This is a genomic window from Enterobacter sp. 61D5 (assembly GCF_034107965.1).
In the GTDB taxonomy this organism is placed as follows: domain Bacteria; phylum Pseudomonadota; class Gammaproteobacteria; order Enterobacterales; family Enterobacteriaceae; genus Enterobacter; species Enterobacter cloacae_M.
This window is the reverse complement of the sequence record NZ_JAWNFK010000006.1, coordinates 370,696-395,331: the sequence shown is the minus strand read 5'-3', so window position 1 is coordinate 395,331 and position 24,636 is coordinate 370,696. Positions and strand designations below refer to the sequence as shown.

26 protein-coding genes are annotated in these 24,636 nt (G+C 56.6%); 16 read left to right on the top strand and 10 right to left on the bottom strand.

Going from position 1 to position 24,636, the window contains the following annotated elements; all coding sequences use genetic code 11:
* The first annotated feature begins 22 nt into the window (after positions 1-22).
* Positions 23-1,618, top strand: a complete 1,596-nt coding sequence (locus UTM25_RS07055; protein WP_320714526.1) for an ABC transporter substrate-binding protein — start codon at positions 23-25, stop codon at positions 1,616-1,618.
* 135 nt (positions 1,619-1,753) lie between these two features.
* Complete coding sequence (locus tag UTM25_RS07050) at positions 1,754-2,428, top strand: DUF3313 domain-containing protein (protein ID WP_194399209.1); 675 nt, start codon at positions 1,754-1,756, stop codon at positions 2,426-2,428.
* A 34-nt stretch (positions 2,429-2,462) separates the two neighbouring features.
* Here the strand turns inward: UTM25_RS07050 and UTM25_RS07045 are convergent, their stop codons facing one another.
* The gene (locus tag UTM25_RS07045; protein ID WP_194399210.1) at positions 2,463-3,359 is read right to left on the bottom strand and encodes a DMT family transporter; all 897 of its coding nucleotides are present in this window, start codon (positions 3,357-3,359) and stop codon (positions 2,463-2,465) included.
* 174 nt (positions 3,360-3,533) lie between these two features.
* On the opposite strand from UTM25_RS07045, the gene UTM25_RS07040 reads away from it, so the two are divergent.
* Positions 3,534-4,406 carry a helix-turn-helix transcriptional regulator gene (locus UTM25_RS07040; RefSeq protein ID WP_032657103.1) on the top strand — a complete coding sequence of 291 codons (873 nt, stop codon included), beginning with the start codon at positions 3,534-3,536 and terminating at the stop codon, positions 4,404-4,406.
* On the opposite strand, the gene UTM25_RS07035 is transcribed toward UTM25_RS07040, so the two are convergent.
* On the bottom strand, positions 4,386-5,552 hold the full coding sequence (locus UTM25_RS07035) for a benzoate/H(+) symporter BenE family transporter (protein ID WP_194399211.1): 1,167 nt from the start codon (positions 5,550-5,552) through the stop codon (positions 4,386-4,388). The genes UTM25_RS07040 and UTM25_RS07035 overlap by 21 nt on opposite strands.
* 92 nt (positions 5,553-5,644) lie before the next feature.
* Between UTM25_RS07035 and UTM25_RS07030 the strand changes: the two genes are divergently transcribed.
* Both UTM25_RS07030 and UTM25_RS07025 read left to right on the top strand, forming a co-directional pair.
* Positions 5,645-6,172, top strand: a complete 528-nt coding sequence (locus UTM25_RS07030) for a helix-turn-helix domain-containing protein (RefSeq protein WP_023311758.1) — start codon at positions 5,645-5,647, stop codon at positions 6,170-6,172.
* Positions 6,173-6,252: 80 nt separating this feature from the next.
* Positions 6,253-8,217, top strand: coding sequence for a peptidase U32 family protein (locus tag UTM25_RS07025; protein WP_194399212.1), 1,965 nt, complete (start codon positions 6,253-6,255; stop codon positions 8,215-8,217).
* Here the strand turns inward: UTM25_RS07025 and UTM25_RS07020 are convergent, their stop codons facing one another.
* Complete coding sequence (locus UTM25_RS07020; RefSeq protein ID WP_181593156.1) at positions 8,218-8,448, bottom strand: DUF2554 family protein; 231 nt, start codon at positions 8,446-8,448, stop codon at positions 8,218-8,220. It abuts the gene before it with no gap.
* 243 nt (positions 8,449-8,691) lie between these two features.
* On the opposite strand from UTM25_RS07020, the gene UTM25_RS07015 reads away from it, so the two are divergent.
* Positions 8,692-9,054, top strand: coding sequence for a hypothetical protein (locus UTM25_RS07015; protein WP_023311761.1), 363 nt, complete (start codon positions 8,692-8,694; stop codon positions 9,052-9,054).
* 164 nt (positions 9,055-9,218) lie between these two features.
* Here the strand turns inward: UTM25_RS07015 and UTM25_RS07010 are convergent, their stop codons facing one another.
* Together UTM25_RS07010 and ftrA are read right to left on the bottom strand one after the other, a co-directional pair.
* A complete protein-coding gene (locus tag UTM25_RS07010; protein WP_194399213.1) occupies positions 9,219-9,755 on the bottom strand; it encodes a dihydrofolate reductase family protein in 537 nt (178 codons plus the stop codon).
* A 40-nt stretch (positions 9,756-9,795) separates the two neighbouring features.
* Positions 9,796-10,803: a transcriptional regulator FtrA gene (gene ftrA / locus UTM25_RS07005; RefSeq protein WP_194399214.1), complete on the bottom strand. Its 1,008-nt coding sequence runs from the start codon at positions 10,801-10,803 to the stop codon at positions 9,796-9,798.
* 73 nt (positions 10,804-10,876) lie between these two features.
* Between ftrA and UTM25_RS07000 the strand changes: the two genes are divergently transcribed.
* From UTM25_RS07000 to zinT, 8 genes are all read left to right on the top strand, one after another.
* A complete protein-coding gene (locus tag UTM25_RS07000; RefSeq protein WP_194399215.1) occupies positions 10,877-11,290 on the top strand; it encodes a rhodanese-like domain-containing protein in 414 nt (137 codons plus the stop codon).
* Between the two features lie 156 nt (positions 11,291-11,446).
* Complete coding sequence (locus UTM25_RS06995) at positions 11,447-12,550, top strand: cobalamin-independent methionine synthase II family protein (RefSeq protein WP_194399216.1); 1,104 nt, start codon at positions 11,447-11,449, stop codon at positions 12,548-12,550.
* 202 nt (positions 12,551-12,752) lie between these two features.
* Complete coding sequence (urtA, locus tag UTM25_RS06990; protein ID WP_194399217.1) at positions 12,753-14,024, top strand: urea ABC transporter substrate-binding protein; 1,272 nt, start codon at positions 12,753-12,755, stop codon at positions 14,022-14,024.
* A gap of 22 nt (positions 14,025-14,046) precedes the next feature.
* Positions 14,047-15,621: an urea ABC transporter permease subunit UrtB gene (urtB, locus tag UTM25_RS06985; RefSeq protein ID WP_194399218.1), complete on the top strand. Its 1,575-nt coding sequence runs from the start codon at positions 14,047-14,049 to the stop codon at positions 15,619-15,621.
* The gene (gene urtC, locus UTM25_RS06980; RefSeq protein WP_032657085.1) at positions 15,621-16,694 is read left to right on the top strand and encodes an urea ABC transporter permease subunit UrtC; all 1,074 of its coding nucleotides are present in this window, start codon (positions 15,621-15,623) and stop codon (positions 16,692-16,694) included. The genes urtB and urtC overlap by 1 nt, the downstream gene beginning before the upstream one ends.
* Entirely contained in the window at positions 16,694-17,491 is a 798-nt protein-coding gene (urtD, locus tag UTM25_RS06975; RefSeq protein ID WP_194399219.1) for an urea ABC transporter ATP-binding protein UrtD, read from the top strand. The genes urtC and urtD overlap by 1 nt, the downstream gene beginning before the upstream one ends.
* Positions 17,492-17,500: 9 nt before the next feature.
* Positions 17,501-18,199: an urea ABC transporter ATP-binding subunit UrtE gene (gene urtE, locus UTM25_RS06970; RefSeq protein WP_194399615.1), complete on the top strand. Its 699-nt coding sequence runs from the start codon at positions 17,501-17,503 to the stop codon at positions 18,197-18,199.
* A gap of 52 nt (positions 18,200-18,251) precedes the next feature.
* Positions 18,252-18,893 (top strand): metal-binding protein ZinT, encoded by a 642-nt coding sequence (zinT, locus tag UTM25_RS06965; RefSeq protein WP_063441532.1) that lies wholly within the window; start codon positions 18,252-18,254, stop codon positions 18,891-18,893.
* Positions 18,894-18,939: 46 nt separating this feature from the next.
* On the opposite strand, the gene ydeE is transcribed toward zinT, so the two are convergent.
* The gene (gene ydeE, locus UTM25_RS06960) at positions 18,940-20,133 is read right to left on the bottom strand and encodes an efflux MFS transporter YdeE (RefSeq protein WP_194399220.1); all 1,194 of its coding nucleotides are present in this window, start codon (positions 20,131-20,133) and stop codon (positions 18,940-18,942) included.
* A gap of 194 nt (positions 20,134-20,327) precedes the next feature.
* On the opposite strand from ydeE, the gene eamA reads away from it, so the two are divergent.
* Positions 20,328-21,230: an O-acetylserine/cysteine exporter gene (eamA, locus tag UTM25_RS06955; RefSeq protein ID WP_194399221.1), complete on the top strand. Its 903-nt coding sequence runs from the start codon at positions 20,328-20,330 to the stop codon at positions 21,228-21,230.
* 32 nt (positions 21,231-21,262) lie between these two features.
* On the opposite strand, the gene marB is transcribed toward eamA, so the two are convergent.
* The 3 genes from marB to marR are packed head-to-tail and all read right to left on the bottom strand — an operon-like array spanning position 21,263 to position 22,349.
* Positions 21,263-21,481 carry a multiple antibiotic resistance protein MarB gene (gene marB / locus UTM25_RS06950; protein WP_029741246.1) on the bottom strand — a complete coding sequence of 73 codons (219 nt, stop codon included), beginning with the start codon at positions 21,479-21,481 and terminating at the stop codon, positions 21,263-21,265.
* A gap of 32 nt (positions 21,482-21,513) precedes the next feature.
* Positions 21,514-21,894 (bottom strand): MDR efflux pump AcrAB transcriptional activator MarA, encoded by a 381-nt coding sequence (gene marA, locus UTM25_RS06945; protein WP_008502237.1) that lies wholly within the window; start codon positions 21,892-21,894, stop codon positions 21,514-21,516.
* A 20-nt stretch (positions 21,895-21,914) separates the two neighbouring features.
* A complete protein-coding gene (gene marR, locus UTM25_RS06940; RefSeq protein ID WP_111964608.1) occupies positions 21,915-22,349 on the bottom strand; it encodes a multiple antibiotic resistance transcriptional regulator MarR in 435 nt (144 codons plus the stop codon).
* 255 nt (positions 22,350-22,604) lie between these two features.
* Here marR and UTM25_RS06935 point away from each other — a divergent pair, with 255 nt between their 5' ends.
* On the top strand, positions 22,605-23,270 hold the full coding sequence (locus UTM25_RS06935; RefSeq protein WP_194399222.1) for a MarC family NAAT transporter: 666 nt from the start codon (positions 22,605-22,607) through the stop codon (positions 23,268-23,270).
* Positions 23,271-23,313: 43 nt separating this feature from the next.
* On the opposite strand, the gene UTM25_RS06930 is transcribed toward UTM25_RS06935, so the two are convergent.
* Positions 23,314-24,510 (bottom strand): sugar transporter, encoded by a 1,197-nt coding sequence (locus UTM25_RS06930; RefSeq protein WP_194399223.1) that lies wholly within the window; start codon positions 24,508-24,510, stop codon positions 23,314-23,316.
* Positions 24,511-24,636: the final 126 nt, after the last annotated feature.

The following is a 24,636-nucleotide window of genomic DNA, read 5'->3' as shown; positions in this document are numbered from 1 at the left end:
ATTAAAAAGACAGGAATAAATGATGAAAAGCAAACTCACAACTTTAGCGCTGGCGCTTGCTGCACTCACGGTCAGTTCCACCGTTGCCGCGAAAACGCTGGTGTATTGCTCCGAAGGATCGCCTGAAAACTTTAATCCTCAGCTATACACTTCGGGAACCAGCGTGGACGCCAGCGCCGTGCCGGTCTATAACCGGCTGGTCGATTTCAAACCCGGCACCACGGAGCTGGTGCCAAGCCTGGCGGAGCGCTGGGAGGTGAGCGACGACGGCAAGGTTTATACCTTCCATCTGCGTAAGGGCGTCAAATTCCAGAGCAATAAATCCTTCACTCCGACCCGCGACTTTAACGCAGACGATGTGATTTTCTCATTTATGCGCCAGAAAGACGTGAATCATCCGTATCACAACGTCTCTAACGGCAGCTACTCCAACTTCGAAAGTCTGGAGTTTGGCAGCCTGATTACCGGCATTGATAAGGTTGATGACCACACCGTGCGCTTTACCCTGGCGCACCCGGAAGCGCCGTTTGTCGCCGATCTGGCATGGTATTTTGCCTCGATCCTGTCCGCGGAGTATGCCGACGCGATGCTCAAAGCGGGCACGCCGGAGAAGGTGGATATGGAGCCTATAGGCACCGGGCCGTTTAAGCTGGCGCAGTATCAGAAGGATTCGCGGATCCTGTTTACGGCTTTCGACGACTACTGGCAGGGGAAATCGAAGCTGGATCGGCTGGTGTTTAGCATCACACCGGATGCCTCCGTGCGTTTTGCCAAAATTGAGAAAAACGAATGTCAGGTGATGCCGTTCCCGAACCCGGCGGACCTGCCGCGCATGAAGGCGAACAAAGACATCAGCCTGATGAGCAAAGCCGGACTGAATACCGGTTTTCTGGCGTTCAATACCCAAAAGCCGCCGCTGGATAACGTAAAAGTCCGTCAGGCGCTGGCGATGGCCATCAATAAACCGGCCATTATTGACGCGGTGTTCCATGGCACCGGCACCGCGGCGAAGAACCTGCTGCCGCCGGGCGTCTGGAGCGCAGACAGCGAGCTTAAAGATTACGATTACGATCCCGAAAAGGCGAAAGCGCTGCTGAAAGAGGCCGGTTTTGCCAGCGGCGTGAGCGTCGACCTGTGGGCGATGCCGGTGCAGCGTCCGTACAATCCGAATGCGAAGCGCATGGCGGAGATGATTCAGGCCGACTGGGCGAAAGTCGGTGTACAGACCAAAATCGTCACCTACGAGTGGGGCGAATACCTTAAGCGCGTGAAGGGCGGCGAACATCAGGCCGCGCTGATGGGCTGGACGACGGCCACCGGCGATCCGGATAACTTCTTTGGTCCGCTGTTTACCTGCACCTCGGCAAACGGTGGGTCAAATTCGGCGAAATGGTGCTATAAGCCCTTTGATAAAATTATTGCGGAAGCAAAATCAACGACCGATCGCGATAAACGCGTGGCGCTGTATAAACAGGCTCAGCAGATGATGCATGACCAGATGCCCGCGGTGATGATTGCGCATTCAACCATTTTCGAACCGGTGCGCAGGGAGGTGACGGGCTACGAAATCGACCCGTTTGGCAAACATCTGTTCTGGCAACTGGATATAAATCAGTAATTTTTTACTGCCCGGCACGCCTCCGGGCAGTCTTTTTGCAATTTGTGCTCCCCGCATCATTTTTTGTCACAACAAACCCGCCAGTATTTTGCTATAACTTCAAATGCATACTTGCAGATAACATGGAAAACTATCATGCGTACTCAAACTTTTTTTAAAGTTGCAGTGCTTACTGGTCTGTTGGCGCTGGCGGGCTGTTCTTCAAAAGTCGCCGCTCCCGAACAATACTCCGGCTTTTTAAAAGATTACTCAGGCTTACAACAGACAACGTCTGCGACGGGAAAACCAACGCTGCGTTGGGTTGATCCTTCCTATAACGAAGCGAATTACGACAGTATTCTCTGGACGCCGATTACTTATTATCCAACGCCAAAACCAACCACTCAAATTGGGAAAAAAACCCTTGATGAGCTGTTGAATTACACCAATACCAAAATGAAAACGGCTATTGGTACGCGTAAGCCAATTGTGACCACGCCGGGTAAACGCAGCCTGATTTTCCGCGGTGCAATTACCGGGGTGAGTTCGCAGAAAGAGGGTCTGCAGTTCTATGAAGTGGTGCCGGTCGCGCTGGTGGTAGCGGGTACGCAGATGGCAACCGGGCATCGCACCATGGACACGCATCTCTTCTTTGAAGGTGAGCTGATCGATGCGGCCACCAACAAACCGGTCATGAAGGTGGTGCGTAAAGGCGAAGGTAAAGATCTGAACAACGAAAGTACGCCGATGACCTTTGCGACGCTGAAGCAGGTAGTTGATGACATGGCGACGGACGCCACCATGTTTGATGTGAAAAAGACCGCGAAATAAAATAAAAAGGCCTGCGTAATGCAGGCCTTTTTATTTACGCCATTCGTAAGCGTCTGAACCAGGTTTCTGGTTTGGTAAACATCACCATATTTCCCCCCAGAATCAGCACTAATCCCACGATACCGTTGATATGCCAGACGTAGCCTTCATACACCGTGGAGATGGTTAGCGCCACCAGCGGGAAGAGCAGCGTACTGTAGGCCGCTTTGCCCGGACCGATGCGTCCCACCAGCGTGAAATAGGCGCCAAAGGCAATCACCGAACCAAATACAGCCAGATAGAGCAGCGCGCCAATGTAGCTGATGGTCCACTCTGGCGCGAAGCTGTCGCCTCTGAACAGGGCAATGCAGCCCATCACCAGCGTGCCGTAGAGCATCGCCCAGGCGTTGGTGGTCATGGTTTCAAGTCCTCTGCGCTGGTGACGCATGCTGATCATGTTGCCGAGCGAGAAGCCGTAGGTGCCGAGCGCGGAGAGACCAATCCCGGTCAGGAGCGACGCGCTCCAGCCGCTGGCCAGCAGATCGTCCCAGAAGAGGGTGACGATCCCAGTCAGGCCCAGTGCTGCCGCCGTCCAGAAACGCGCGGGCGGGCGCTGGCCGAAGAAAATAAAGCTGTTAATGGCGTTATAGAGCACGGCCATGGAGAAGATCACCGATTCCAGCCCGGTGTTAATGTGCGAGGCTGCGGCGTAAAAACACCAGAAGTTAAAGCAGAAAACGCAGCATCCCTGGAGCATACAAAAGAGGTGATCCCGCAGCGCCAGCTTGCGCAGGCGGCGCAGGGCGATTAACACTACCATCATCGTGAGGCTGGCGACGGCGAAACGCCAGAAAATCGAGACGGGCGCCGCTACGGGACCCTGCTGCAGGAAAATCGCAATCCAGGTGGTTCCCCAGATGACCACCACCAGTCCGTATAATAATGCGTTCATACTTTTTCTCTTCTCAAACCACTGAAGCCCGCAGTATGGCGCCGAGATCGGTCAGGGGCTTTCACCGGCTTGCGGTCGACTTGCAAAATCTTGCGCTTTTTTCTTTCCCGGGGGCTGGCAACGGGAGGCAACTCTTCTTAGACTGATATTCCAGTCAATCACGCGCTTACGGTCATGTCTCACGCTTACGATACCTTTGAAACGCTTTGCCAACAGAATGCGGTCCTGCGGGAAACCGTCTCGCTGAATTCGGGCATTCAGCTGGCAGCGTGGTACAACAAGCACGATACGATTACGGTAAAAAGTAACCACCATACCCTGAGCCTGTACGTAGCGGACGGCTACGAAAGCTACCAAAAAACGCCGGGCGGCTGGAAGAACGGCGGGGGACCAGACCGTTTCTGCTTGATGCCAAAAGAGAGCGAATCGACGTGGGATATCCGAGATGACCTGTCGTTTGTGCATCTGTACTGCACCGATGAACACCTGCGCGATGTGGGGGAAAAGATCTGGGACAAGCGCCCGCTTTCGCTGACCCTGGACGAGCGCATTTTTGGTAGCGATCCGAAGATCACCGCGCTGTATCGCCAGTTCTTGCTCGGCTGCGACTGGCAGCAGCACGCCAACCAGCTCACCCTGAGCACGGCCTCTACGCTGCTCCTGACCCATCTGCTGCAAAACTACTCTAACGTTCAGTGGAAGCTGCCGGTCGTCACCGGCGGGCTATCGCCATTCGTGCTGCGCAACGTGCTGGCCTTTATTGAAGAGAACCTCGGACAACCCCTGACGCTGGCTGAACTGGCGGCGCAGGCCGCCCTCAGCGAATACCATTTTGCCCGCATGTTCCGTCAGTCGACGGGGCTGGCGCCACATCAGTACGTGATGCAGAGAAGAATGGAAAAAGCGAAGGCGCTGGTGCAGAACACGGCGACGCCGCTGACGGACATCGCCCTTGCCTGCGGGTTTAACTCCGCCAGCCACTTCAGCAACCGCTTTCGCAGCGCGACGGGCATGACGCCTTCTCAGCTACGCGCGGCGAGCGCGTGAAAACAGGGCATAGCACACGCCGCCCAGCACCAGCCCCCAGAATGCCGAACCGATGCCCAGGATCTTGACGCCGCTCGCGGTCATCAGAAACGTGACGATGGCCGCGTCGCGCTCCGCCTCGTGGCTCAGTGCCTGATATAAACTCCCGCTGATGGTGCCCAGCAGCGCCAGACCGGCGAGCGTCTGGATCCAGCTGAGCGGCAGAGCGGCCATCAGCCCGGTAATCGAACCGCCGAAAATCCCCGCCAGCAGATAAAATCCTCCGGCTGCGATGGCCGCCAGCCAGCGTTTTGCGGGATCCGGGTGCGCATCCGGGCTTTGACAAATGGCGGCAGTAATGGCTGCGATACAGATTGAAAAGACGCCAAAAGGGGAAAACAGCAGCGCCAGCGCTCCCGTAACGATGATGAGCGGCGAGACCGCCAGCGGGTAACCGGATGCCTTCATCGTGGCGAAACCCGGCGCGTTTTGCGATGCCATGGTTACCAGGAAGAAGGGCACGCCAATACTCACAAGGCTGGTGAAGGTGAACGTGGGCGCAATAAACTCGGGCATCACAAGCGAGAGCGTGAGCTTATCAGTGACAACGTCACCGCCCGCCCATGCCACGATACCGCCGACCAGCAGCGTGACCACGATGGCATAGCGCGGCGCCAGCGCTTTTGCTATCAGCCACGCCGCAATCATGCTGCCGCACAGCAGAAAGTGACCCTCCAGGTGCGCAAACGCGTGCAGACCAAACTGCAGCAACACGCCTGCCAGCATGGCGGCGGCAAGCGAATGGGGGATCAGCCTCATCAGACGGGCGAAGAGCCCGGTGATGCCGCAAAGTAAAATGAGCGCGTTAGCAAAGATGAACACGCCGATCGTTTCCGGCAGCGTCACGCCGTGCAGGCTGGTGGCGAGCAGCGCCGCGCCGGGCGTTGACCAGGCGGTCAGCACCGGCGCTTTGTACCACCAGGAAAGCGCCAGCGTGCTGACGCCCATCCCAATCCCCAGCGCGGTCATCCAGCCTGCGATCTGCTGTGCGCTGGCACCAGCCGCCGCGGCGGCCTGCCAGATGATGGTGGCCGAGCTGGCGTAACCGACCAGCACGGCGACAAATCCAGCCAGTGCGACTGGAACAAGGTGAGAGGAAGGGCGCATGAGAACTCCGTTGTGCGTTATAACGTCCGGCATAAGGTAACACTGTGCGCTATAGCGTACAAGTGGTATGCTGATCGCCATCAGGAGGGACCATGGACATCACACTACACCTTGCAACAACGCTGAAAACGCTGCGCCAGGCGCGCGGCTGGAGTTTGTCGAAGCTCGCGGACGAGACCGGCGTGTCAAAAGCGATGCTGGGGCAAATCGAGCGCAATGAATCCAGCCCGACGGTGTCGACGCTGTGGAAAATAGCCACCGGGCTGAACGTGCCGTTTTCCGCGTTCATCACGCCAGAGGCGGACCGGCAGGCGGTGTTTGACCCGCAGCAGCAGGCGATGGTGGTCAAACCGCTCTTTCCGTGGGACGAGACGCTCGGGTTTGATTATTTCTCCATTACCCTGGCACCCGGCGCGCTGAGTGAATCCACGCCGCACGAGGCCGGGGTGATTGAACATGTGGTGGTGGTCAGCGGCGAGCTGGAGATGAAGCTTGACGGCACGTGGCAGACGATTTCTGCCGATTCGGGCGTCCGTTTCGCCGGCGATAAACCGCACGCTTACCGCAACAGCAGCGACCGGACGGTGCATTTTCACTCCCTGATTCATTATCCCCGCTGACGCTACGCAAAACTGTTTCGCTGACGCATACTTCTGACTACAATAGCCGCCATTTTGACCATAACGGATAACGACGAAGTATGCGCCTGCAATCCCATCATCTTGAACTTTTAAGCCCGGCCCGCGACGCCGCCATTGCCCGTGAAGCGATCCTTCACGGCGCTGACGCCGTCTACATTGGTGGCCCTGGCTTCGGTGCCCGCCATAACGCCAGCAACAGCCTGAGCGATATTGCTGAACTGGTGCCGTTCGCCCACCGTTTCGGGGCGAAAGTGTTCGTGACCCTGAACACCATTCTGCATGATGATGAGCTTGAGCCCGCGCAACGTCTGATTACCGATCTCTACCAGGCCGGGGTAGATGCCCTGATCGTTCAGGACATGGGCGTTCTGGAGCTGGATATTCCGCCTATTGAACTGCATGCCAGTACCCAGTGCGATATCCGCACGGTCGAGAAGGCGAAGTTTCTCTCCGACGTCGGCTTTTCGCAGATCGTTCTGGCGCGCGAGCTGAACCTGAATCAGATCCGCGATATTCACCAGGCGACAGACGCGACAATTGAATTCTTTATCCACGGTGCGCTGTGCGTGGCGTATTCCGGTCAGTGCAACATTTCCCACGCGCAGACGGGCCGCAGCGCCAACCGCGGCGACTGCTCTCAGGCCTGCCGTCTGCCGTATACCCTGAAAGACGATCAGGGCCGCGTCGTGGCGTTCGAAAAACACCTGCTCTCCATGAAGGATAACGATCAGACGGCCAACCTGGGCGCGCTGATCGACGCGGGCGTGCGTTCCTTCAAGATTGAAGGGCGCTACAAAGATATGAGCTACGTGAAGAACATCACCGCGCACTATCGCCAGATGCTGGACGCCATTATCGAAGATCGCGGCGACCTGGCGCGCGCGTCGACCGGCAGCACCGAGCATTTCTTTATTCCATCGACGGACAAAACGTTCCACCGTGGCAGCACGGACTATTTTGTGAATGCCCGTAAAGGGGATATCGGCGCGTTTGACTCACCGAAGTTTATCGGTTTACCGGTGGGCGAAGTGCTGAAAGTGGCGAAAGATCACCTTGATGTCGAAGTGACGGAACCGCTGGCGAACGGCGATGGCCTTAACGTGATGATTAAGCGTGAGGTCGTAGGCTTTCGTGCCAATACGGTCGAGAAAACCGGCGAGAACCGCTACCGCGTCTGGCCGAATGAAATGCCCGCCGATCTCTACAAGGCGCGGCCAAACGCGGCCCTTAATCGTAACCTCGATCATAACTGGCAGCAGGCGCTGCTGAAAACCTCCAGCGAACGTCGTATCGCCGTGGATATTGAGCTGGGCGGCTGGGAAGAGCAGCTGATTCTGACGATGACCTGCGAAGACGGAATTAGCGTGACGCATACGCTCGATGGCCTTTTCGAGGTGGCAAACAACGCGGAAAAAGCGCTTAACAGCCTGAAGGATGGCGTGGCGAAGCTGGGCCAGACGATTTACTACGCGCGCGCTATCGACGTGAATCTGCCGGATGCCCTGTTTGTGCCAAACAGCCTGCTTAACCAGTTCCGCCGTGAAACGGCAGAGATGCTGGATGCCGCGCGCCTGGCACAGTATCCGCGCGGAAGCCGTAAAGCGGAAGCCACCCCTGCGCCAGTCTACCCGGACACCCATTTATCCTTCCTCGCCAACGTCTACAACCATAAAGCGCGTGAATTCTATCATCGCCACGGCGTGCAGCTGATCGACGCAGCCTATGAAGCGCATGAAGAGAAGGGCGATGTGCCGGTGATGATCACCAAGCACTGCCTGCGCTTTGCGTTTAACCTGTGTCCTAAGCAGGCGAAAGGGAACATTAAGAGCTGGAAGGCTACTCCTATGCAGCTGGTAAACGGCGATGAAGTTCTGACCCTCAAGTTCGACTGCCGCCCCTGCGAAATGCATGTGATTGGTAAGATGAAAAACCACATCTTCAAAATGCCGCAGCCCGGCAGTATTGTGGCGTCCGTCAGTCCGGACGATCTGATGAAAACCCTGCCAAAACGCAAGGGCAGCTAATTACCGAACGTGCGTGTCCGGTTTGCGCGACTTCTGCCACAGGTGGTGTTCGCGCAAACCCTCCGCCGACTCTTCTGCAGCGCTTCGCAACTCATCGCTGTCGGCTTCATGACGAAGCTGATGCCCTACATTCTTGACCCATAAATATTCGTGTCCTTTGTGACCGGCCATAAGCTGGCCTGAAAACAGCGCACAAATAAGCATGACGAAAGATAACCCTTTATTTATCATGGTTTCACCGCTGAAAAACAATGCGGAATAATCATGTCGATTATTTCTTAGGGTTATTATTCAAAAATTAAAATTAGCGCAAAGAAAATGTCAAATAATGTGCGTTCGAAATAGCGGTTAGGACAGTTCCTAAAAACATCTGAATCTTTGTAAACTACCATTTCTGGTCCAGAATTGGAGGTATGCATTAAGGATTAATCTTATATAATAGTAATCTTAGGCTAAGGAACAGGTCATTTATAAATGAAAAAAATAATAGCGCTTGCGCTTCTGGCAGTGGCTGTTGGAGCCGCTGCAGGGGTTCGTTATGCAGGTAATGACGAACCAGAGTATATTCAATCTGCAGAAATTCGCGTCGGTTCTTATTTAACCAGCGATTATGGTAGCGTTGCCTGCGCCAGCAAAAAAGTGAACGATCAGCGTTGGGAATTAGACTGCACTCATCAGGCGAGAGGAAAAACATTCCAGTTTGCGGTGTATCCCTCTGAAAAAGCACCTTATGGTGTCGCTCGCTCCTTTTATCTGGAAGCCATTAATGACGATGCAAAACAGAGCGCTGAGCAGGGCCTTATGCGTTATTTGCAGATCAATACCCATACTGGTTAATAAGGTTGTTTAGCGTTCGTTAAGACAACAGGTGTTAGGTTGTATGAGATCCGCTGCCCGGCCATGGAGTGTCGGGACGTAGAGACCAAAACACAAATCTATCCATGCAAGCATTTACCGCCATTTTTTGGCGGTTTTTTTTTGCGCAGACCGTCGCGATAGGGTTATGGCGTCAGCCGATAATGCGACTGCACCAGGCCCGAAGGGAAGCTCCGGCTTGATACCAGAGTCAAATCAATATCCCGGGACAACGTTCCGAACAGCGGTTTTCCCTCCCCGAGCAGCACAGGTACGGTCGTGATCACCATATCGGCTACCAGTCCTTCGCGCAGGAACGACTGTATCACCTGTCCGCCATCGAGATAGACGCGATGTACGTCCTGCGCAGCAAGATCGTCCAGCACCTCCTTTGGCGTCCGGGATGAAAACTGCACTTTTCCCCTTAGCACGTCAGGCACGGGCGTACCGGCCAGCTGTCGGGAGAGCACCAGCACGGGACGATCGTAAGGCCATGCGTCAAAGGTCAGTACCTTTTCATAGCTACCCCGGCCCATCACGATCCACTCTTTGTCCGCGATGAATGCCTCATAGCCATGATCTTCCGTTGGATCGTCGAGCTGCAACAGCCAGTCGATATCGTCATTCTGTCGGGCGATGTAACCATCAAGACTGACCGCGATAAAAACGTGTGTGGTAACCATCAGGTGCTCCGTGTACCAGTGTAGCCCTTAAACTGACGCCTCAGCGTGCAGTACCCGGACGTGAAAATTGTTTGCGATACTGAGCCGGGGAAAGCGCGAACTGCTGGCGAAAATGATGACGCAGTGTCGACGCCTGACCAAATCCGGTCTGTTCAGCAATGCTGTCGATGCTTAACCGGCTGCTTTCCAGATAATCTTTTGCTCTCAGCAGGCGCTCATTGATTAACCAGCGTGCTGGCGTCGTCCCCGTTGCCGCCTCGAAGCGACGAAGGAAGGTGCGCTGGCTCATTCCGACCCTGCGAGCCAGCGAGTCGATGCTGTGCGCCTCGATAAGATGCGTGTGCAGAAAATCAAACAGCTGGCCGAGACGCTGGCTTTCCCGCAGCTGCGCCACCGGGCGGCTCAGCTGCTGCGGCTGAGAGCCATCCCTGTGAGGGGGAATGACCAGCCGACGCGCCACGCTGTTGGCTGTTTCCATGCCATAATCCCGCCGCACAACGTGCAGACAGAGATCGATTCCCGCCGCGCTGCCAGCGGACGTCAGAATATCGCCTTCATCCTGGTAGAGTACATCCTCAACCACGTCGATGTCAGGGTAGCGGACTTTTAGCGCGTCAATGTAGCGCCAGTGCGTCGTGGCTTTGCGGCCGTTCAGCAGCCCCGTTGCGGCCAGCGCAAACACCCCCGAGCAGATGGAAAGCAGCTGGCATCCTCGCGCGCTGGCCTGGCGTAGTGCCTCGCAGAGCGCATCCGGAACCGGTGAATCTATCCCCCGCCAGCCGGGAACCACAATCAGGTCCGCAGACGCAAGCAGGCTTAAATCACCATCGGTAACGATGCGGATCCCGCCTGTTGCCCGAAGTTCACCGCAGTCCACGCTCGCCACCGCAAAACGATACCACTCGTCGCCCAGCTCGGGACGCGGCAGACCGAAGATCTCCACCGCTACGCCAAACTCAAAGGTGCACAGACCGTCATACGCCAGCACCACCACCTGCGGGCGGGCAATTTGTCTTAAGTTTGTCATCTTTTTGCTGTTTTCTGGCATAAGCGAACGCATTCACGGGCTGAATTTGTGGATAGAGTAGTGTTAACACAAACGCCAAAGATGAGGAAGGATCATGAGCTCTGTTACTGAATTTCCGGCTGCCGAGCCGCAGGAAGCCGTTACCCATTTTCTGCGCCGCCTGAGCGTTGAAACCGACTGTGCGGATGTGCATCACGCCATCGTCAACCATGAGCAGGACTTCGTGCTGCTACACGTCGTGGGCAGCCCGGAGCAGTTTGCCCGCCGTCACGTACCTGGCGCATTGCACCTGCCGCGGAGCCAGATTACCGCCGAGCGCATGGCCGAATGGCCTGAAGGCACGCTGTTCGTCGTTTACTGCGCAGGGCCGCACTGTAACGGCGCGGACAGAGCCGCGCTCAAGCTTGCGCGCCTCGGGCTGCCGGTCAAAATCATGCTCGGGGGGATCACCGGATGGGAGGATGAAAAGTTCGCCTTTGCCAGCAGCGAAACTGCCGTCGCGCTGTGAACATGAATTTTTTTCAACACCCGTGAAATTTTCTCGTTTGCCGGAACAGGACAGGTATGACATCTTTTTTGGACATTTAGACATCCAGAAGTCTAAAACTTCAAGTAATGAATTATCACTGCTGGCAATTATCACCGGCAGACTGAGGAGATTTCCATGCAACGACAGCACGCCCCGTACCGCGCCGATGTAGTCGGCAGTTTTTTACGCCCGGATGCCATCAAAGAGGCTCGCCTGAAGTTCGCCAGCGGCGAAATTGACGCCGTACAGCTTCGCGCGGTAGAGGATGATGCCATCCGCCACGTCGTTGAGCAGCAGTGTGCGTGCGGCCTGCATGTGGTCACCGACGGTGAATTTCGTCGTGCCTGGTGGCACTTCGACTTCTTCGACGGTCTGCAGGGTGTTGAGCGCTACGATTCACAGCAGGGAATCCAGTTCAACGGGGTACAAACCAAAGCCCACGGCGTGCGCGTGACCGGCAAGCTGGGCTTTGGCGACCATCCGATGCTCGAAGATTTCCGCTACCTGAAAAGCATCAGCGGCAATGCTCAGCCGAAGATGACCATTCCCAGCCCGAGCGTGCTCCATTTCCGCGGCGGGCGTAAAGACATCGATGCGACGGTCTACCCGGATCTGAATGACTATTTCGACGATCTGGCGGCCACCTGGCGCGACGCCATCCGCGCATTTTACGACGCGGGCTGCCGTTACCTTCAGCTGGACGATACCGTCTGGGCCTATCTCTGTTCGGACGAACAGCGCCGTCAGATCCGCGAGCGCGGCGATGATGCCGATGAGCTGGCACGCATCTATGCCCGCGTCCTGAACAAGGCGCTGGAAGGCAAGCCGGACGATCTGACCATCGGCCTGCACGTCTGCCGCGGTAACTTCCGTTCAACCTGGATTTCCGAAGGCGGCTATGAGCCCGTGGCGGAAGTGCTGTTCGGCACGGTCAACGTTGACGCCTTCTTCCTTGAATACGACAACGACCGCAGCGGGGATTTCGCGCCATTGCGCTTCATTCGCCCGGGCAAGCAGCAGGTGGTGCTGGGCCTGATCACCACGAAAAACGGCGAGCTGGAGAACCCGGGGGGGATTAAAGCCCGTCTGGAAGAGGCGGCGAAATACGTGGCAAAAGAGCAAATTTGCCTCAGCCCGCAGTGCGGCTTTGCCTCTACCGAAGAGGGCAACAGCCTGAGCGAATCCCAGCAGTGGGACAAAGTCCGTCTGGTCACGCAGATCGCCAGCGAAGTCTGGTAAATCCTCTTCCACAGCGCTGCATTATAAAAGTGCAGCGCTGTGCCATTCTGAGTCGTTCTCTTTACATCCTGCGTTCCCCCTCCTGAAATAGCGCTTCCTTCATTCTGGCATCCTTTTTGCTCCTGCTTCGCTGACACATTTTTTTCCGCGTCCACGCCGTAACGGACGTTTTCGCACAGCGTTCTTTTTCAGGAGTGAAAATATGCAGCGTCGTACCTTATTAAAAGCCTTTGCGTTATCCGCGTCCGTCGTGGCGATGGGAATGAGTTTTGGCGTGCAGGCGGCCGAGACCATCAAAGTGGGGATCATGCATTCTCTTTCCGGCACCATGGCCATCTCCGAAACGCCGCTGAAAGACGTCGCGCTGATGACCATCGACGAGATCAACGCGAAAGGCGGCGTGCTGGGTAAAAAACTGGAGCCGGTGGTGGTGGATCCAGCCTCAAACTGGCCGCTGTTTGCCGAGAAGGCGCGCCAGCTGTTAAGCCAGGATAAAGTGGCGGTGGTATTTGGCTGCTGGACGTCGGTATCGCGCAAATCCGTGCTGCCGGTCTTCGAGGAGCTGAACGGTCTGCTGTTCTATCCGGTGCAGTATGAAGGCGAAGAGATGTCGCCAAACGTCTTCTATACCGGCGCGGCGCCGAACCAGCAGGCCATCCCCGCGGTGGAATACCTGATGAGCGAAGACGGCGGCGCGGCGAAGCGCTTCTTCCTGCTGGGTACGGACTATGTTTATCCGCGCACCACCAACAAGATCCTGCGCGCGTTCCTGCATTCGAAAGGGGTGGAGGATAAGGACATCGAGGAGGTTTATACCCCGTTCGGTCACAGCGACTACCAGACCATCGTCGCCAACATCAAGAAATTCTCTGCGGGCGGTAAAACCGCCGTGGTATCGACCATCAACGGCGATTCCAACGTTCCGTTCTACAAAGAGCTGGCTAACCAGGGCCTGAAGGCGACCGACGTGCCGGTGGTGGCGTTCTCCGTGGGCGAAGAAGAGCTGCGCGGGATCGACACCAAACCGCTGGTCGGCAACCTCGCGGCGTGGAACTACTTTGAATCCGTGGATAACCCGACCAACCAGGCCTTCGTGGCGGATTACAAAGCCTATGCCAAAGCGCACAAGCTGCCTAACGCCGATACCGTGGTGACCAACGACCCGATGGAAGCGACTTACGTGGGGATTCATATGTGGGCGCAGGCGGTGGAAAAAGCGGGTACTACCGACGTGGATAAAGTGCGTGCGGCTATGGCCGGCCAGTCCTTTAAGGCGCCGTCAGGCTTCACGCTCACCATGGATGCCTCCAACCACCATCTGCATAAGCCGGTCATGATCGGCGAAATCGAAGGCAACGGTCAATTCAACGTGGTGTGGCAGACGGAACAGCCGGTGCGCGCCCAGCCGTGGAGCCCGTTCATCGCCGGGAATGACAAAAAGCCCGACCAGCCGATGAAAACCGCCAGCAACTAAGCCATCACCAGGGAGAAACGTCATGAACGCCATGCGCATGTTCATCGCTCTTGTATGGCTTTCCGGACTGCTGCCAGGGATGGCGCAGGCATCGGATGCCGATCGTTTTGTTGCCGCCAGCCGCAGCCAGCAGGCGGAGTTGCTGACGCAGTGGGCCGAAGCACCGGACGCCGCGAGGCTGCCGCTGCTGGAGGCACTGCAAAAAGAAAATCTCTATACCGACAGCCAAAAGCACGCCTTTGCGCAGCGCAGCGGTCAAATGGTGTCGCTCGGTGACGCTAAGTCGATCGAAGGGGCAGCCAAAGCCGTTCGTTTGACTAACCGGCTGCGGGTTCTGGCCGCCACGACCATCGCTACGCATCAGCTGGTGAGTGACAGTGTCACAGAAAGGCGGGCGGCGGCTCGTCAGCTTCAACGGGATGCCCAGCCCGGAATGCTCGCGTTTCTGGAAAAGCGGGTAAACGATGAAACGGACGCGGTGGCACGTCAGGCGCTATTACTGGCGGTGGCGAATCTCCAGCTAGCCAGCCCGCAGGCAGAGGTGCGCCGCAAGGCCGTCGAGTTATTAGGGCAGTCTGACGATCCGGACGTGGAGTCCAGACTTACCCCGTTTACCCAGGCGCAGACAGAGCCGGATGCCGGGGTTCGCGCCGCCGCACAGGAGAGTCTTAGCCAGATCCAGCATCGACTGATGTGGGGCGATTTGCTGGGCCAGGCGTTTATGGGGCTCTCCCTGGGGTCGGTGCTGCTGCTGGCGGCTCTGGGGCTTGCTATCACCTACGGCCTGCTGGGCGTCATCAATATGGCGCACGGCGAGATGTTGATGCTGGGGGCGTATGCCACCTGGATGGTGCAGCAGGCGATGGCCGGGCTTGCGCCCCAGTGGCTGGCGCTCTATCCCGTTATCGCGCTTCCGGTGGCGTTCTGCCTGACGGCGGGCATCGGAATGGTGCTGGAGCGCACCGTGATCCGCCATCTGTACGGTCGCCCGCTGGAAACGCTGCTGGCAACGTGGGGGATCAGCCTGATGCTCATCCAGCTGGTGCGCATGACCTTTGGCGCCCAGAATCTGGAGGTGGCCAACCCTGCATGGCTGTCCGGCGGGGTGCAGGTTTTTGCCAACCTGACGCTGCCGTGGAACCGCATTGTGGTGCTGGGCTTCGTGCTGCTGGTGCTGTTCTTTACCTGGCTCATTCTGAATAAAACCCGTCTGGGGCTCAACGTGCGCGCGGTGACGCAGAACCGCAGCATGGCCGCCTGCTGCGGGGTACCGACAGGCCGCGTCGATATGCTGGCGTTTGGGCTTGGCTCAGGAATTGCGGGGTTAGGCGGCGTGGCGCTATCGCAGCTCGGTAACGTCGGGCCGGAGCTGGGCCAGGGCTACATTATTGATTCCTTCCTCGTGGTCGTGCTCGGTGGCGTAGGCCAGCTGGCAGGCAGCGTGGCCGCGGCGTTTAGTCTGGGTATCTTCAATAAAATTCTTGAACCGCAGATGGGGGCGGTGCTGGGCAAGATCGTGATTCTGGTGGCGATCGTGCTGTTTATTCAAAAACGCCCTCAGGGGCTGTTTGCGCTGAAAGGGAGGGTGATTGACTGATGAGCCAGCCGCTGACCTTAACGCTGGCGCGCAAAGCGCCGCGCACAACGCAACTTGCAGGCAGCCTGCTGGTGGTGTGTCTGCTGATATTACCGTTTTTCGCCTTACTGCCTGCGACGCATCCGCTGGCGCTGTCGACCTGGATGCTGACGCTGATTGGCAAGATCCTCTGCTATGCCATCGTTGCGGTGGCGCTGGATCTGGTGTGGGGCTACGCCGGGATGCTCTCTCTTGGGCACGGTATCTTCTTCGCCCTGGGCGGCTACGCGATGGGCATGTACCTGATGCGTCAGGCTGCGGGTGACGGTCTTCCCGCGTTTATGTCGTTTCTCTCCTGGAGCGAGCTGCCGTGGTTCTGGTGGGGAACCCAGCATTTTGCCTGGGCGCTGGTGCTGATTGTGATGGTACCGGGCCTGCTGGCGCTGGTGTTCGGCTGGTTCGCCTTCCGTTCAAAGATCAAAGGGGTCTATTTCTCGATTATGACCCAGGCGCTGACCTATGCCGGGATGCTGCTGTTCTTTCGCAACGAAACCGGTTTTGGTGGCAATAACGGCTTTACCGGCTTCACCACGCTGCTCGGGTTTTCGGTGACGGAAACGACCACCCGTATCGCGCTGTTTCTGGCGACCGTGCTGTTGCTGATTCTGGCGTTGGGCACCGGATTTGCCCTGGCGAAGAGCAAGTTTGGCCGCATCCTGACCGCCGTTCGCGACGCCGAAAACCGCCTGACGTTTTGCGGCTACGATCCGCGCGGGTTCAAGCTGCTGGTATGGACGCTTTCTGCCGTGCTGTGCGGCCTGGCGGGGGCGCTGTACGTCCCGCAGGTGGGCATTATCAACCCCGGTGAGATGTCGCCGACCAACTCGATTGAAGCCGCGATCTGGGTGGCGCTGGGCGGGCGCGGCACGCTGGTCGGGCCGGTGATTGGCGCGGCGCTGGTAAACGGCGCCAAGAGTTTCTTCACCGTCGCGATGCCGGAATACTGGCAGCTGTTCCTGGGGCTGATTTTCATCGCCGTCACGCTGTTTTTACCGCGCGGCGTCTACGGTCTGTTTCGAAAGGGAGAGAAATAATGCAGCCAGCCGAAGGGTTATTTACCCGCCAGTTGCCGGGCGATCGTTACCGTGAACAGACCGACCCGGTGCTGCAGCTTGAGGCCATTAACGTCAATTTTGATGGATTTCAGGCCCTGACCGATCTCTCGCTGAATATCGGCGTGGGCGAGCTGCGCTGCGTGATTGGCCCTAACGGCGCCGGTAAAACCACGCTGATGGACGTCATCACCGGCAAAACGCGGCCAAAGAGCGGCAGGGCGATTTACGATCAGTCCATCGACCTGACCGCGCTGGAGCCTGCGGCCATTGCCCGCCAGGGGATCGGGCGTAAATTCCAGAAGCCCACGGTTTTTGAAGCGCTGACGGTGTGGGAAAACCTGGAGATTGCCATGAAAACCGATAAATCCGTCTGGGCGAGCCTGCGGGCCAAACTCAACGGTGAACAGCGCGACAGCATTGAAGAGATGCTGGTTTTGCTGCGCCTTAGCAGCGAGCGCGACCGCCGCGCCGGGCTGCTTTCGCACGGGCAAAAACAGTTTCTGGAGATCGGCATGCTGCTGGTTCAGGATCCGCACCTGCTGCTGCTGGATGAACCGGCCGCCGGGATGACCGACGCGGAAACCGAATACACCGCCGAGCTGTTCAAAACGCTGGCGGGTAAGCATTCCCTGATGGTGGTGGAGCACGATATGGGCTTTGTTGAGACTATCGCCGACCACGTCACGGTGCTGCATCAGGGACGCGTGCTGGCTGAAGGTTCGCTTCGCGAGGTGCAGGCTAACGAGCAGGTGATTGAGGTCTATCTGGGGCGCTAAGGAGCGATGATGTTACAGGTTAACGAACTGAATCAGTATTACGGCGGCAGCCATATCCTGCGCGGCGTGAGTTTTGAGGCCGTCACCGGAGAAGTCACCTGCCTGCTGGGGCGCAACGGCGTCGGGAAAACCACGCTGCTGAAGTGTCTGATGGGGCTGATCCCGGCGAAAACCGGGGAGGTCATCTGGCAGGGTAAAACGATCACCCACAGCAGGCCGCACCAGCGGGTGCAGTCCGGCGTGGCTTACGTCCCGCAGGGCCGCGAGATTTTCCCGCGCCTGACCGTGGAAGAGAACCTCCTGCTGGGGCTATCACGATTTTCCGCCCGCGAGGCGAAGAAGGTACCGGATGAGATCTGGCAGCTGTTTCCGGTGCTTAAAGAGATGAAGCATCGCCGCGGGGGCGATCTCTCCGGTGGACAGCAGCAGCAGCTGGCGATTGGCCGCGCGCTGGCGAGCCGACCGCAGCTGCTGATACTGGACGAGCCGACGGAAGGCATACAGCCGTCGGTGATTAAAGAGATTGGCCAGGTGATCCGCACCCTGGCGAACCGAGGCGACATGGCGATCCTGCTTGTCGAACAGTTTTACGACTTTGCCGCCGAGCTGGCCGACAGCTATCTGCTGATGTCGCGCGGCACCATTATCCAGCGCGGGCGGGGTGAAAACATGGAGCAGGAGGGCGTTCGAGGATTGGTTGCGATTTAAAATGTTATAATATAACATTCGCATTCTTATCAAACGGAATGAGGGTGTTATGTTGGCTGCACATATTGGGAAATTTGCCATGACTCTGGGGGCGCTGCTGGTCAGCGGCCAGCTGTTTGCTCACTCGCACGGCCATCAGATGACCGAAGCGGAACAGCGGGCGGCAAACGGCGTGTTTGAGGATAAGGACGTGAAGGACAGAGCGCTGTCAGACTGGGACGGGACCTGGCAGTCGGTCTATCCGTTCCTGCTGGACGGTTCGCTGGATCCGGTGTTTAAACAGAAAGCGCAGAAAGACAAAAGCAAAACCTTTGACGAGGTGAAAGCGTACTACCGCAAGGGCTATGCGACGGACGTGGATGCCATCGGCATCGAAAACAACGTGATGGAATTTCATAAGGGCAAAGCGGTCAGCCGCTGTCAGTATGATTACAGCGGCTACAAAATACTGACCTACGCATCGGGCAAAAAAGGCGTTCGCTACCTGTTTGAGTGTAAGGACGCCGGCAGCAAGGCACCGAAGTTTGTTCAGTTCAGCGACCATACCATCGCCCCGAAGGCCTCTTCCCATTTCCATATTTTCATGGGCAACACCTCCCACGAGGCGCTGCTGAAAGAGATGGATAACTGGCCGACCTATTATCCGAATGAGATGTACAAAGAGCAGGTGGTAGAAGAAATGCTCCACCACTGATGCTTTATTGCCGGGTGGCGGCTACGCCTCACCCGGCCTGGAAGCGCTACGCCACGTTGGGCGTTTCACACCACGCCTTCACGCTCATCCCGCGCAAAATCATCAGCCACGCAATGACGATGGCGACCATCATGATGACAAATAGCGACCAGTGCGGCAGGTTGGTCAGAATAATACCGGTGATCATCGGGTTTGCCGCCGCGCCGAGCCAGCCCAGCGCCTGTGCGGAGAAATAGCTTGCCTTCATTCCCGGCGGGGCAATGTTGTCGATCAGCATATATTCGCCCGGTGCATAGATAATCTCACCCAGGGTAAATATGGCGGCAGCGATGCCCCAGTAAACCAGGTTTTCTCCAGAGACCATAAATCCCCCTAGCCCCACGATAAAAAACAGGGTGGCGAGGGTCATCAGCGGGCGGATATTGCTGGCTGAGATTTTGCGGCCCAGCGCATATTGCAGCGTCACCACCACGGCAGCGTTGACCGGGAGCACCACGGCCACCACCTTTTCGGCGAAATCACTGTCCGCATGCGCGGCCAGAACGTATTGCGAAATACAGCTCGCGAACGACCCGCCCACGTAGGACGCCAGCAGGCCAGAGAGCGTGTACCAGAACAGCGCGCGGTCTTTCAGCAAGACCGACGGCTGCCAGGGCGTCTTCTCCTCTGCGGTATCTAACGCCACGCTTTTTTGCACAAAGAAATGGATAAAGCCCAGCGGCAGGGCGGCACAGAAGGCTGCCAGCCAGAACGGCAGCTGCAGGCTGTACATCACCAGCAGGGTGCCAATCGGCGGGCCGACCGTCCAGCCAATGTTCAGGAAGCTGTAGTTCAGCGAGAAGACCCGCGCCTTCTGGCTGGAAGTCAGTACGTCGGAGAACCAGGCTTTCAGCACCGTCGAAAAGACGGAGTAGGCGCAGTTGATCAGCGCAAAGAACAGCACCACCAGCGTGACGTTATTGACCAGCGGGATCGCGACAAATCCGGCGATGAAGGCCACGATTGCGATCAGCATGTAGCGCTTTTTATCAAACTTATCGGCAAGAATGCCAAATCCCAGGCTGAACACTACGCCGATAGTCAGCGCAATCGTCAGGGCATAACCAATATTCTCAACGCTCATGCTGTAGACGCGCGTGAGATAAATGGTCATAAACGGCAGCGTTGCCCCCCGACCAATGGTTAATAACAATGATGATGCCAGCAGCGCTGCGGTTGAGCGCCTGAGAGATGGTTTCATATTCCTGCCCGACAGTTGCTTATGCTTTTATTAGATGTGTGTTAACAGGATTACCATGACATAAGGGGCTTGTATAGCACCTGATTTATCCCTAAGTGCTTCAGCTGCCTGCCAGAAATAATGATCTTCTCGTGACGTACTTTTTTCTGATACCTTGAAGTGTTAACAAATTATTAATAATTCAGGGGCGGGATATGACGCGGAAAGACGGGCTGCTGGCATTGCTGGTGGTCGTAGTATGGGGGCTCAATTTTGTGGTCATTAAGCTGGGGCTGCACAACATGCCGCCGCTGATGCTGGCCGGTTTACGCTTTATGCTGGTCGCTTTCCCGGCCATCTTCTTTGTGGCGCGTCCAAAGATCCCCTTTAAACTGCTGCTGGGTTACGGTCTGACCATCAGCTTTGGCCAGTTCGCGTTTCTCTTTTGCGCCATCAAGTTCGGTATGCCGGCCGGTCTTGCCTCGCTGGTGCTGCAGGCGCAGGCGTTCTTTACCATTATTCTCGGCGCCTTCGTGTTTGGTGAACGTTTGCAGGGCAAACAGCTGGCGGGCATTACGCTGGCGGTGTTCGGCGTGCTGGTGCTCATTGAAGCCAGCCTGAACGGCCAGGATGTGGCGCTGCTCGGCTTTATGCTGACGCTGGCGGCGGGGCTGAGCTGGGCGTGCGGGAATATCTTCAACAAGCTGATTATGCAGCATGAGGCGCGTCCGGCGGTGATGTCTCTGGTGGTCTGGAGCGCGCTGATCCCGATAATCCCGTTTCTGGCGGCGTCGTTTATTCTGGATGGTCCGGATGTGATGCTGAACAGTCTGGTCGAAATCGACCTGACCACAATCCTTTCTCTTGTCTATCTGGCCTTTGTCGCCACCATTTTGGGCTACGGGATCTGGGGATCGCTGCTGGGGCGCTATGAAACCTGGCGCGTTGCACCGTTATCCCTGCTGGTGCCGGTGGTGGGGCTTGCCAGTGCGGCACTCTTACTGGATGAAACGCTAAGCGCGCTGCAGCTGATTGGCGCCGTGCTGATCATGGCCGGACTGTACATTAACGTCTTTGGCCTGCGCGTGCGTCGGGCGACGCGGGTAAGAAAGGCATAAAAAAAGCCCCGCGTCTGCGGGGCAAAAACGAATCAGAGGCCGTGCTGATTATAATAAGGCACGCCTAATTCGTCGGATTTGTCGCTACCAGCACCCATATGATTGAAATCATAAGGCGACTGGTCATGTGCGGACGGCAAAATCATCGTATCAGGATTATTTTGCTGCGTTGCACGAGGGGTTTGCTCCGCGAAGGTCTGGCTGGAGAACAGCACCAGCAAGGCGAGGGCGGCGGAGGCGGTAACTTTCATGGTTTCCTCGGTTACGTCTTTACAGGCGATGATTAACTACAGTGTTTTAACGGATACAGGTAGCGGGATTCGCCCGGCACGCTGGTGATTCGGTACTTATGAGGCGGCACGTCAAAATAGTTCTTGAACGTACGCGTCAGGGTTTGTTGCGATTCAAATCCGTAACGCTCCGCCAGATAAAGGATCGGCTCATTGCTTTCTTTCAGTTTCTGGGCAATTTCCGTCAGCTTGCGGCTGCGAATATATTGACCTAATGAATGACCGGTCTCTTTTTTGAACATCCGTTGCAGGTGCCATTTGGAGTAACCTGAACGCTCTGACACTTTTTCAAGGGAGAGCGGCGATTCCAGGTTATCTTCGATCCAGTCCAAAATGCTATGAATGGTGATAGCGTCAGTATTGCGTCTGGACATCGTCATACCTCTTTTTCTGTTTACGGCAGTATTTTCTTGAGTAAAAGCTCAAGGGTTGCCACTTCATCTGCCGTTAAGTTTTTTGTTAGTTCCTGATGCAGTGTTTGTCCTACTAATTGATGACATTTCTCGCACATGGCCGCGCCATCGCTGGTTAGCTTCACCAGTACGCCGCGTTTGTCATTCGGGTTAGGGCTTCGTTCTATCCATCCTTTGCAGACGAGACGATCGAGCATGCGGGTTAACGCGCCCAGATCGACAGAGAGCACCTTTTTCAGCTCAACCGGTGTGATACACACTTCGCAGCGAATGGAACACAGCACTTTGAACTGTGTTGCGGTGATATCCAGCGGTGACAGATAGTCATTGAGCAGGCGATCTTTTTTCTGATTTACCATATGAATAAGACGACCCAGCGGAACAACGTCGTTAAAGATATCACTGGTGCTTTTCACAATGGTTGCCCTGGCAAGTAGTTAGTCACGGCAGATATTATTGCTCAGGCAAGTATAAGTCAACTGAATGAGTCAGCCGATGCCACGAATTGCTAAAACGTTTCATGAACTTTTTTTGAGGTCTTTCAAATCATATAGATAACTCAGGGTTATCCTTTTTCAGGGAAAATAATCGTTACGTTGCACTGATGGCCTAACGCCACGCTTTCCCCCTATACTTGCGGGAATCAATATGGATAAGGACGACGAGGCATTATGTTGGATTTGATTAAAGCAGTGGGTCTTGGGCTGGTGGTGTTGCTGCCGTTGGCTAACCCGTTAACGACGGTGGCGCTTTTCCTCGGGCTGGCAGGGAATATGAACAGCGCCGAGCGCAACCGTCAGTCGATGATGGCCTCGGTGTATGTGTTTGCCATCATGATGGTGGCTTATTACGCTGGACAGGTGGTGATGAACACCTTCGGGATTTCTATCCCTGGCCTGCGCATCGCCGGGGGGCTCATTGTCGCCTTCATCGGTTTCCGCATGCTGTTCCCGGCGCAAAAAGCGCATGAGTCGCCGGAAGCGGCCAGCAAATCGGAAGAGCTGGAAACCGAACCGAGTGCGAATATCGCCTTTGTGCCGATTGCCATGCCGAGCACGGCGGGGCCGGGTACAATCGCGATGATCATCAGCTCCGCCTCAACGGTGCGGGACAGCGCAACCTTCCCGGACTGGGTGCTGACGGTTGCGCCGCCGCTGATTTTTGCGATTATTGGGGTTATCGTGTGGGCGTCGCTGCGCAGCTCTGGCGCCATTATGCGCTGGGTAGGCAAGGGCGGTATCGAGGCGATTTCCCGTCTGATGGGCTTCTTACTGGTCTGTATGGGCGTGCAGTTTATTATTAACGGCGTGCTGGAAATTATTAAGACCTATCATTGATGTGATTGCCGGGTAAGGCGAAGCCGCCACCCGGCAAGAAGGTTCACCCGTGCTGACCCTGTTCCTCCAGCGCCACCGGCCATTTACGGAAGATCAGCACCGACCAGACAAGCGCCACCAGGGCCGGAATGGCGCCCAGATAGCCAATCGCCGACATTGATACGTGCAGTATTACCTGATTTCCCACCAGCGCGCCCGCGCCAATCCCCAGATTGAAAATCCCTGAGAACAGCGACATGGCGACGTCCGTTGCATCCGGCGCCAGGGCCAGGACTTTCACCTGCATGCCCAGACCAATAATCATGATCGCCACGCCCCAGAACAGGCTGAGGATCGCCAGTTGGCTTTCACTGCCTGCGGCAGGCATCAGCAGCAGCAGGCAGGCCAGCAGCAGACCGATAGCGCAGCTCACCAGCGTCGACGCATGCCGGTTACCCAGCTTACCGAACAGCACGCTGCCAATAATGCCCGCTCCGCCGAGGATCAACAGCAGGACGGTGGCAAAGTTGGCGCTAAAGCCTGCCACCACCTGCACAAAGGGTTCAATGTAGCTGTATGCCGTGTAATGGGCCGTCACCACAATGACGGTAAGCAGGTAGATACCCAGCAGCGCCGGGCGACGCATCAGCAGCGGTAGGCTTTTCAGCGAGCCGGAATGTTCGCTCGGCAGCGCGGGCAGCAGCTTAATCAGGCATACCAGCGTAACCAGCGCGCCCATACCAATGGCGAAGAACGTTGTACGCCAGCCGAAGTATTGCCCTACGATGCGGCCAATCGGCAGACCCAGCACCATCGCCAGTGCGGTACCGGTGGCAATCAGGCTCAGCGCCTGGGCGCGTTTCCCTGCCGGAGCGAGACGAATAGCCAGCGACGCGGTGATCGACCAGAACACCGCATGGGCAAAGGCAATGCCGATTCGGCTAATGACCAGCACCGTAAAATTCCACGCCATAAATGACAGGACATGGCTCGCGATGAACAAGACAAACAGACCGATCAGCAGCCTGCGCCGCTCCATCTGGCTGGTCAAAAGCATAAACGGCAAGGACATCAGCGCCACTACCCAGGCGTAGATGGTCAACATAATGCCCACCTGGGCCGTTTCCATCTGGAAACTTTCAGCGATGTCAGACAACAGCCCAACCGGAACAAATTCTGTGGTGTTAAAAATAAACGCGGCAATGGCCAGCGTGACCACGCGTAGCCACGCAACCCTGCGGGAAACTGTGCTCGTTGTCATAGGGATGTCGGAGATTCGTTGCTGAAAAGAAGAGGAGACGATCTTAAAACGTTGAACGGCGAAAACTCAACCATTATGTGATGCAGATCTCAATATTTACCTTATGAAAGCGGTAGCCGGGAACGC

Coding starts and splice junctions, on each gene's coding strand:
- marB (WP_029741246.1), bottom strand. CDS start 21,481: ATGAAAGTTACCGCCTCCGCCGCCCTCGCCTTGCTGGTGCTGTTCTCC.
- ftrA (WP_194399214.1), bottom strand. CDS start 10,803: ATGCCAGAAAACAGCAAAAAGATGACAAACTTAAGACAAATTGCCCGC.
- UTM25_RS07020 (WP_181593156.1), bottom strand. CDS start 8,448: ATGATAAATAAAGGGTTATCTTTCGTCATGCTTATTTGTGCGCTGTTT.
- UTM25_RS07030 (WP_023311758.1), top strand. CDS start 5,645: ATGGACATCACACTACACCTTGCAACAACGCTGAAAACGCTGCGCCAG.
- UTM25_RS07050 (WP_194399209.1), top strand. CDS start 1,754: ATGCGTACTCAAACTTTTTTTAAAGTTGCAGTGCTTACTGGTCTGTTG.
- urtE (WP_194399615.1), top strand. CDS start 17,501: ATGTTACAGGTTAACGAACTGAATCAGTATTACGGCGGCAGCCATATC.
- UTM25_RS07035 (WP_194399211.1), bottom strand. CDS start 5,552: ATGCGCCCTTCCTCTCACCTTGTTCCAGTCGCACTGGCTGGATTTGTC.
- UTM25_RS07045 (WP_194399210.1), bottom strand. CDS start 3,359: ATGAACGCATTATTATACGGACTGGTGGTGGTCATCTGGGGAACCACC.
- ydeE (WP_194399220.1), bottom strand. CDS start 20,133: ATGAAACCATCTCTCAGGCGCTCAACCGCAGCGCTGCTGGCATCATCA.
- UTM25_RS06935 (WP_194399222.1), top strand. CDS start 22,605: ATGTTGGATTTGATTAAAGCAGTGGGTCTTGGGCTGGTGGTGTTGCTG.
- UTM25_RS07010 (WP_194399213.1), bottom strand. CDS start 9,755: ATGGTTACCACACACGTTTTTATCGCGGTCAGTCTTGATGGTTACATC.
- UTM25_RS07055 (WP_320714526.1), top strand. CDS start 23: ATGAAAAGCAAACTCACAACTTTAGCGCTGGCGCTTGCTGCACTCACG.
- UTM25_RS07000 (WP_194399215.1), top strand. CDS start 10,877: ATGAGCTCTGTTACTGAATTTCCGGCTGCCGAGCCGCAGGAAGCCGTT.
- urtC (WP_032657085.1), top strand. CDS start 15,621: ATGAGCCAGCCGCTGACCTTAACGCTGGCGCGCAAAGCGCCGCGCACA.
- marA (WP_008502237.1), bottom strand. CDS start 21,894: ATGTCCAGACGCAATACTGACGCTATCACCATTCATAGCATTTTGGAC.
- urtA (WP_194399217.1), top strand. CDS start 12,753: ATGCAGCGTCGTACCTTATTAAAAGCCTTTGCGTTATCCGCGTCCGTC.
- UTM25_RS07025 (WP_194399212.1), top strand. CDS start 6,253: ATGCGCCTGCAATCCCATCATCTTGAACTTTTAAGCCCGGCCCGCGAC.
- UTM25_RS06995 (WP_194399216.1), top strand. CDS start 11,447: ATGCAACGACAGCACGCCCCGTACCGCGCCGATGTAGTCGGCAGTTTT.
- urtB (WP_194399218.1), top strand. CDS start 14,047: ATGAACGCCATGCGCATGTTCATCGCTCTTGTATGGCTTTCCGGACTG.
- urtD (WP_194399219.1), top strand. CDS start 16,694: ATGCAGCCAGCCGAAGGGTTATTTACCCGCCAGTTGCCGGGCGATCGT.
- UTM25_RS07015 (WP_023311761.1), top strand. CDS start 8,692: ATGAAAAAAATAATAGCGCTTGCGCTTCTGGCAGTGGCTGTTGGAGCC.
- UTM25_RS07040 (WP_032657103.1), top strand. CDS start 3,534: ATGTCTCACGCTTACGATACCTTTGAAACGCTTTGCCAACAGAATGCG.
- UTM25_RS06930 (WP_194399223.1), bottom strand. CDS start 24,510: ATGACAACGAGCACAGTTTCCCGCAGGGTTGCGTGGCTACGCGTGGTC.
- eamA (WP_194399221.1), top strand. CDS start 20,328: ATGACGCGGAAAGACGGGCTGCTGGCATTGCTGGTGGTCGTAGTATGG.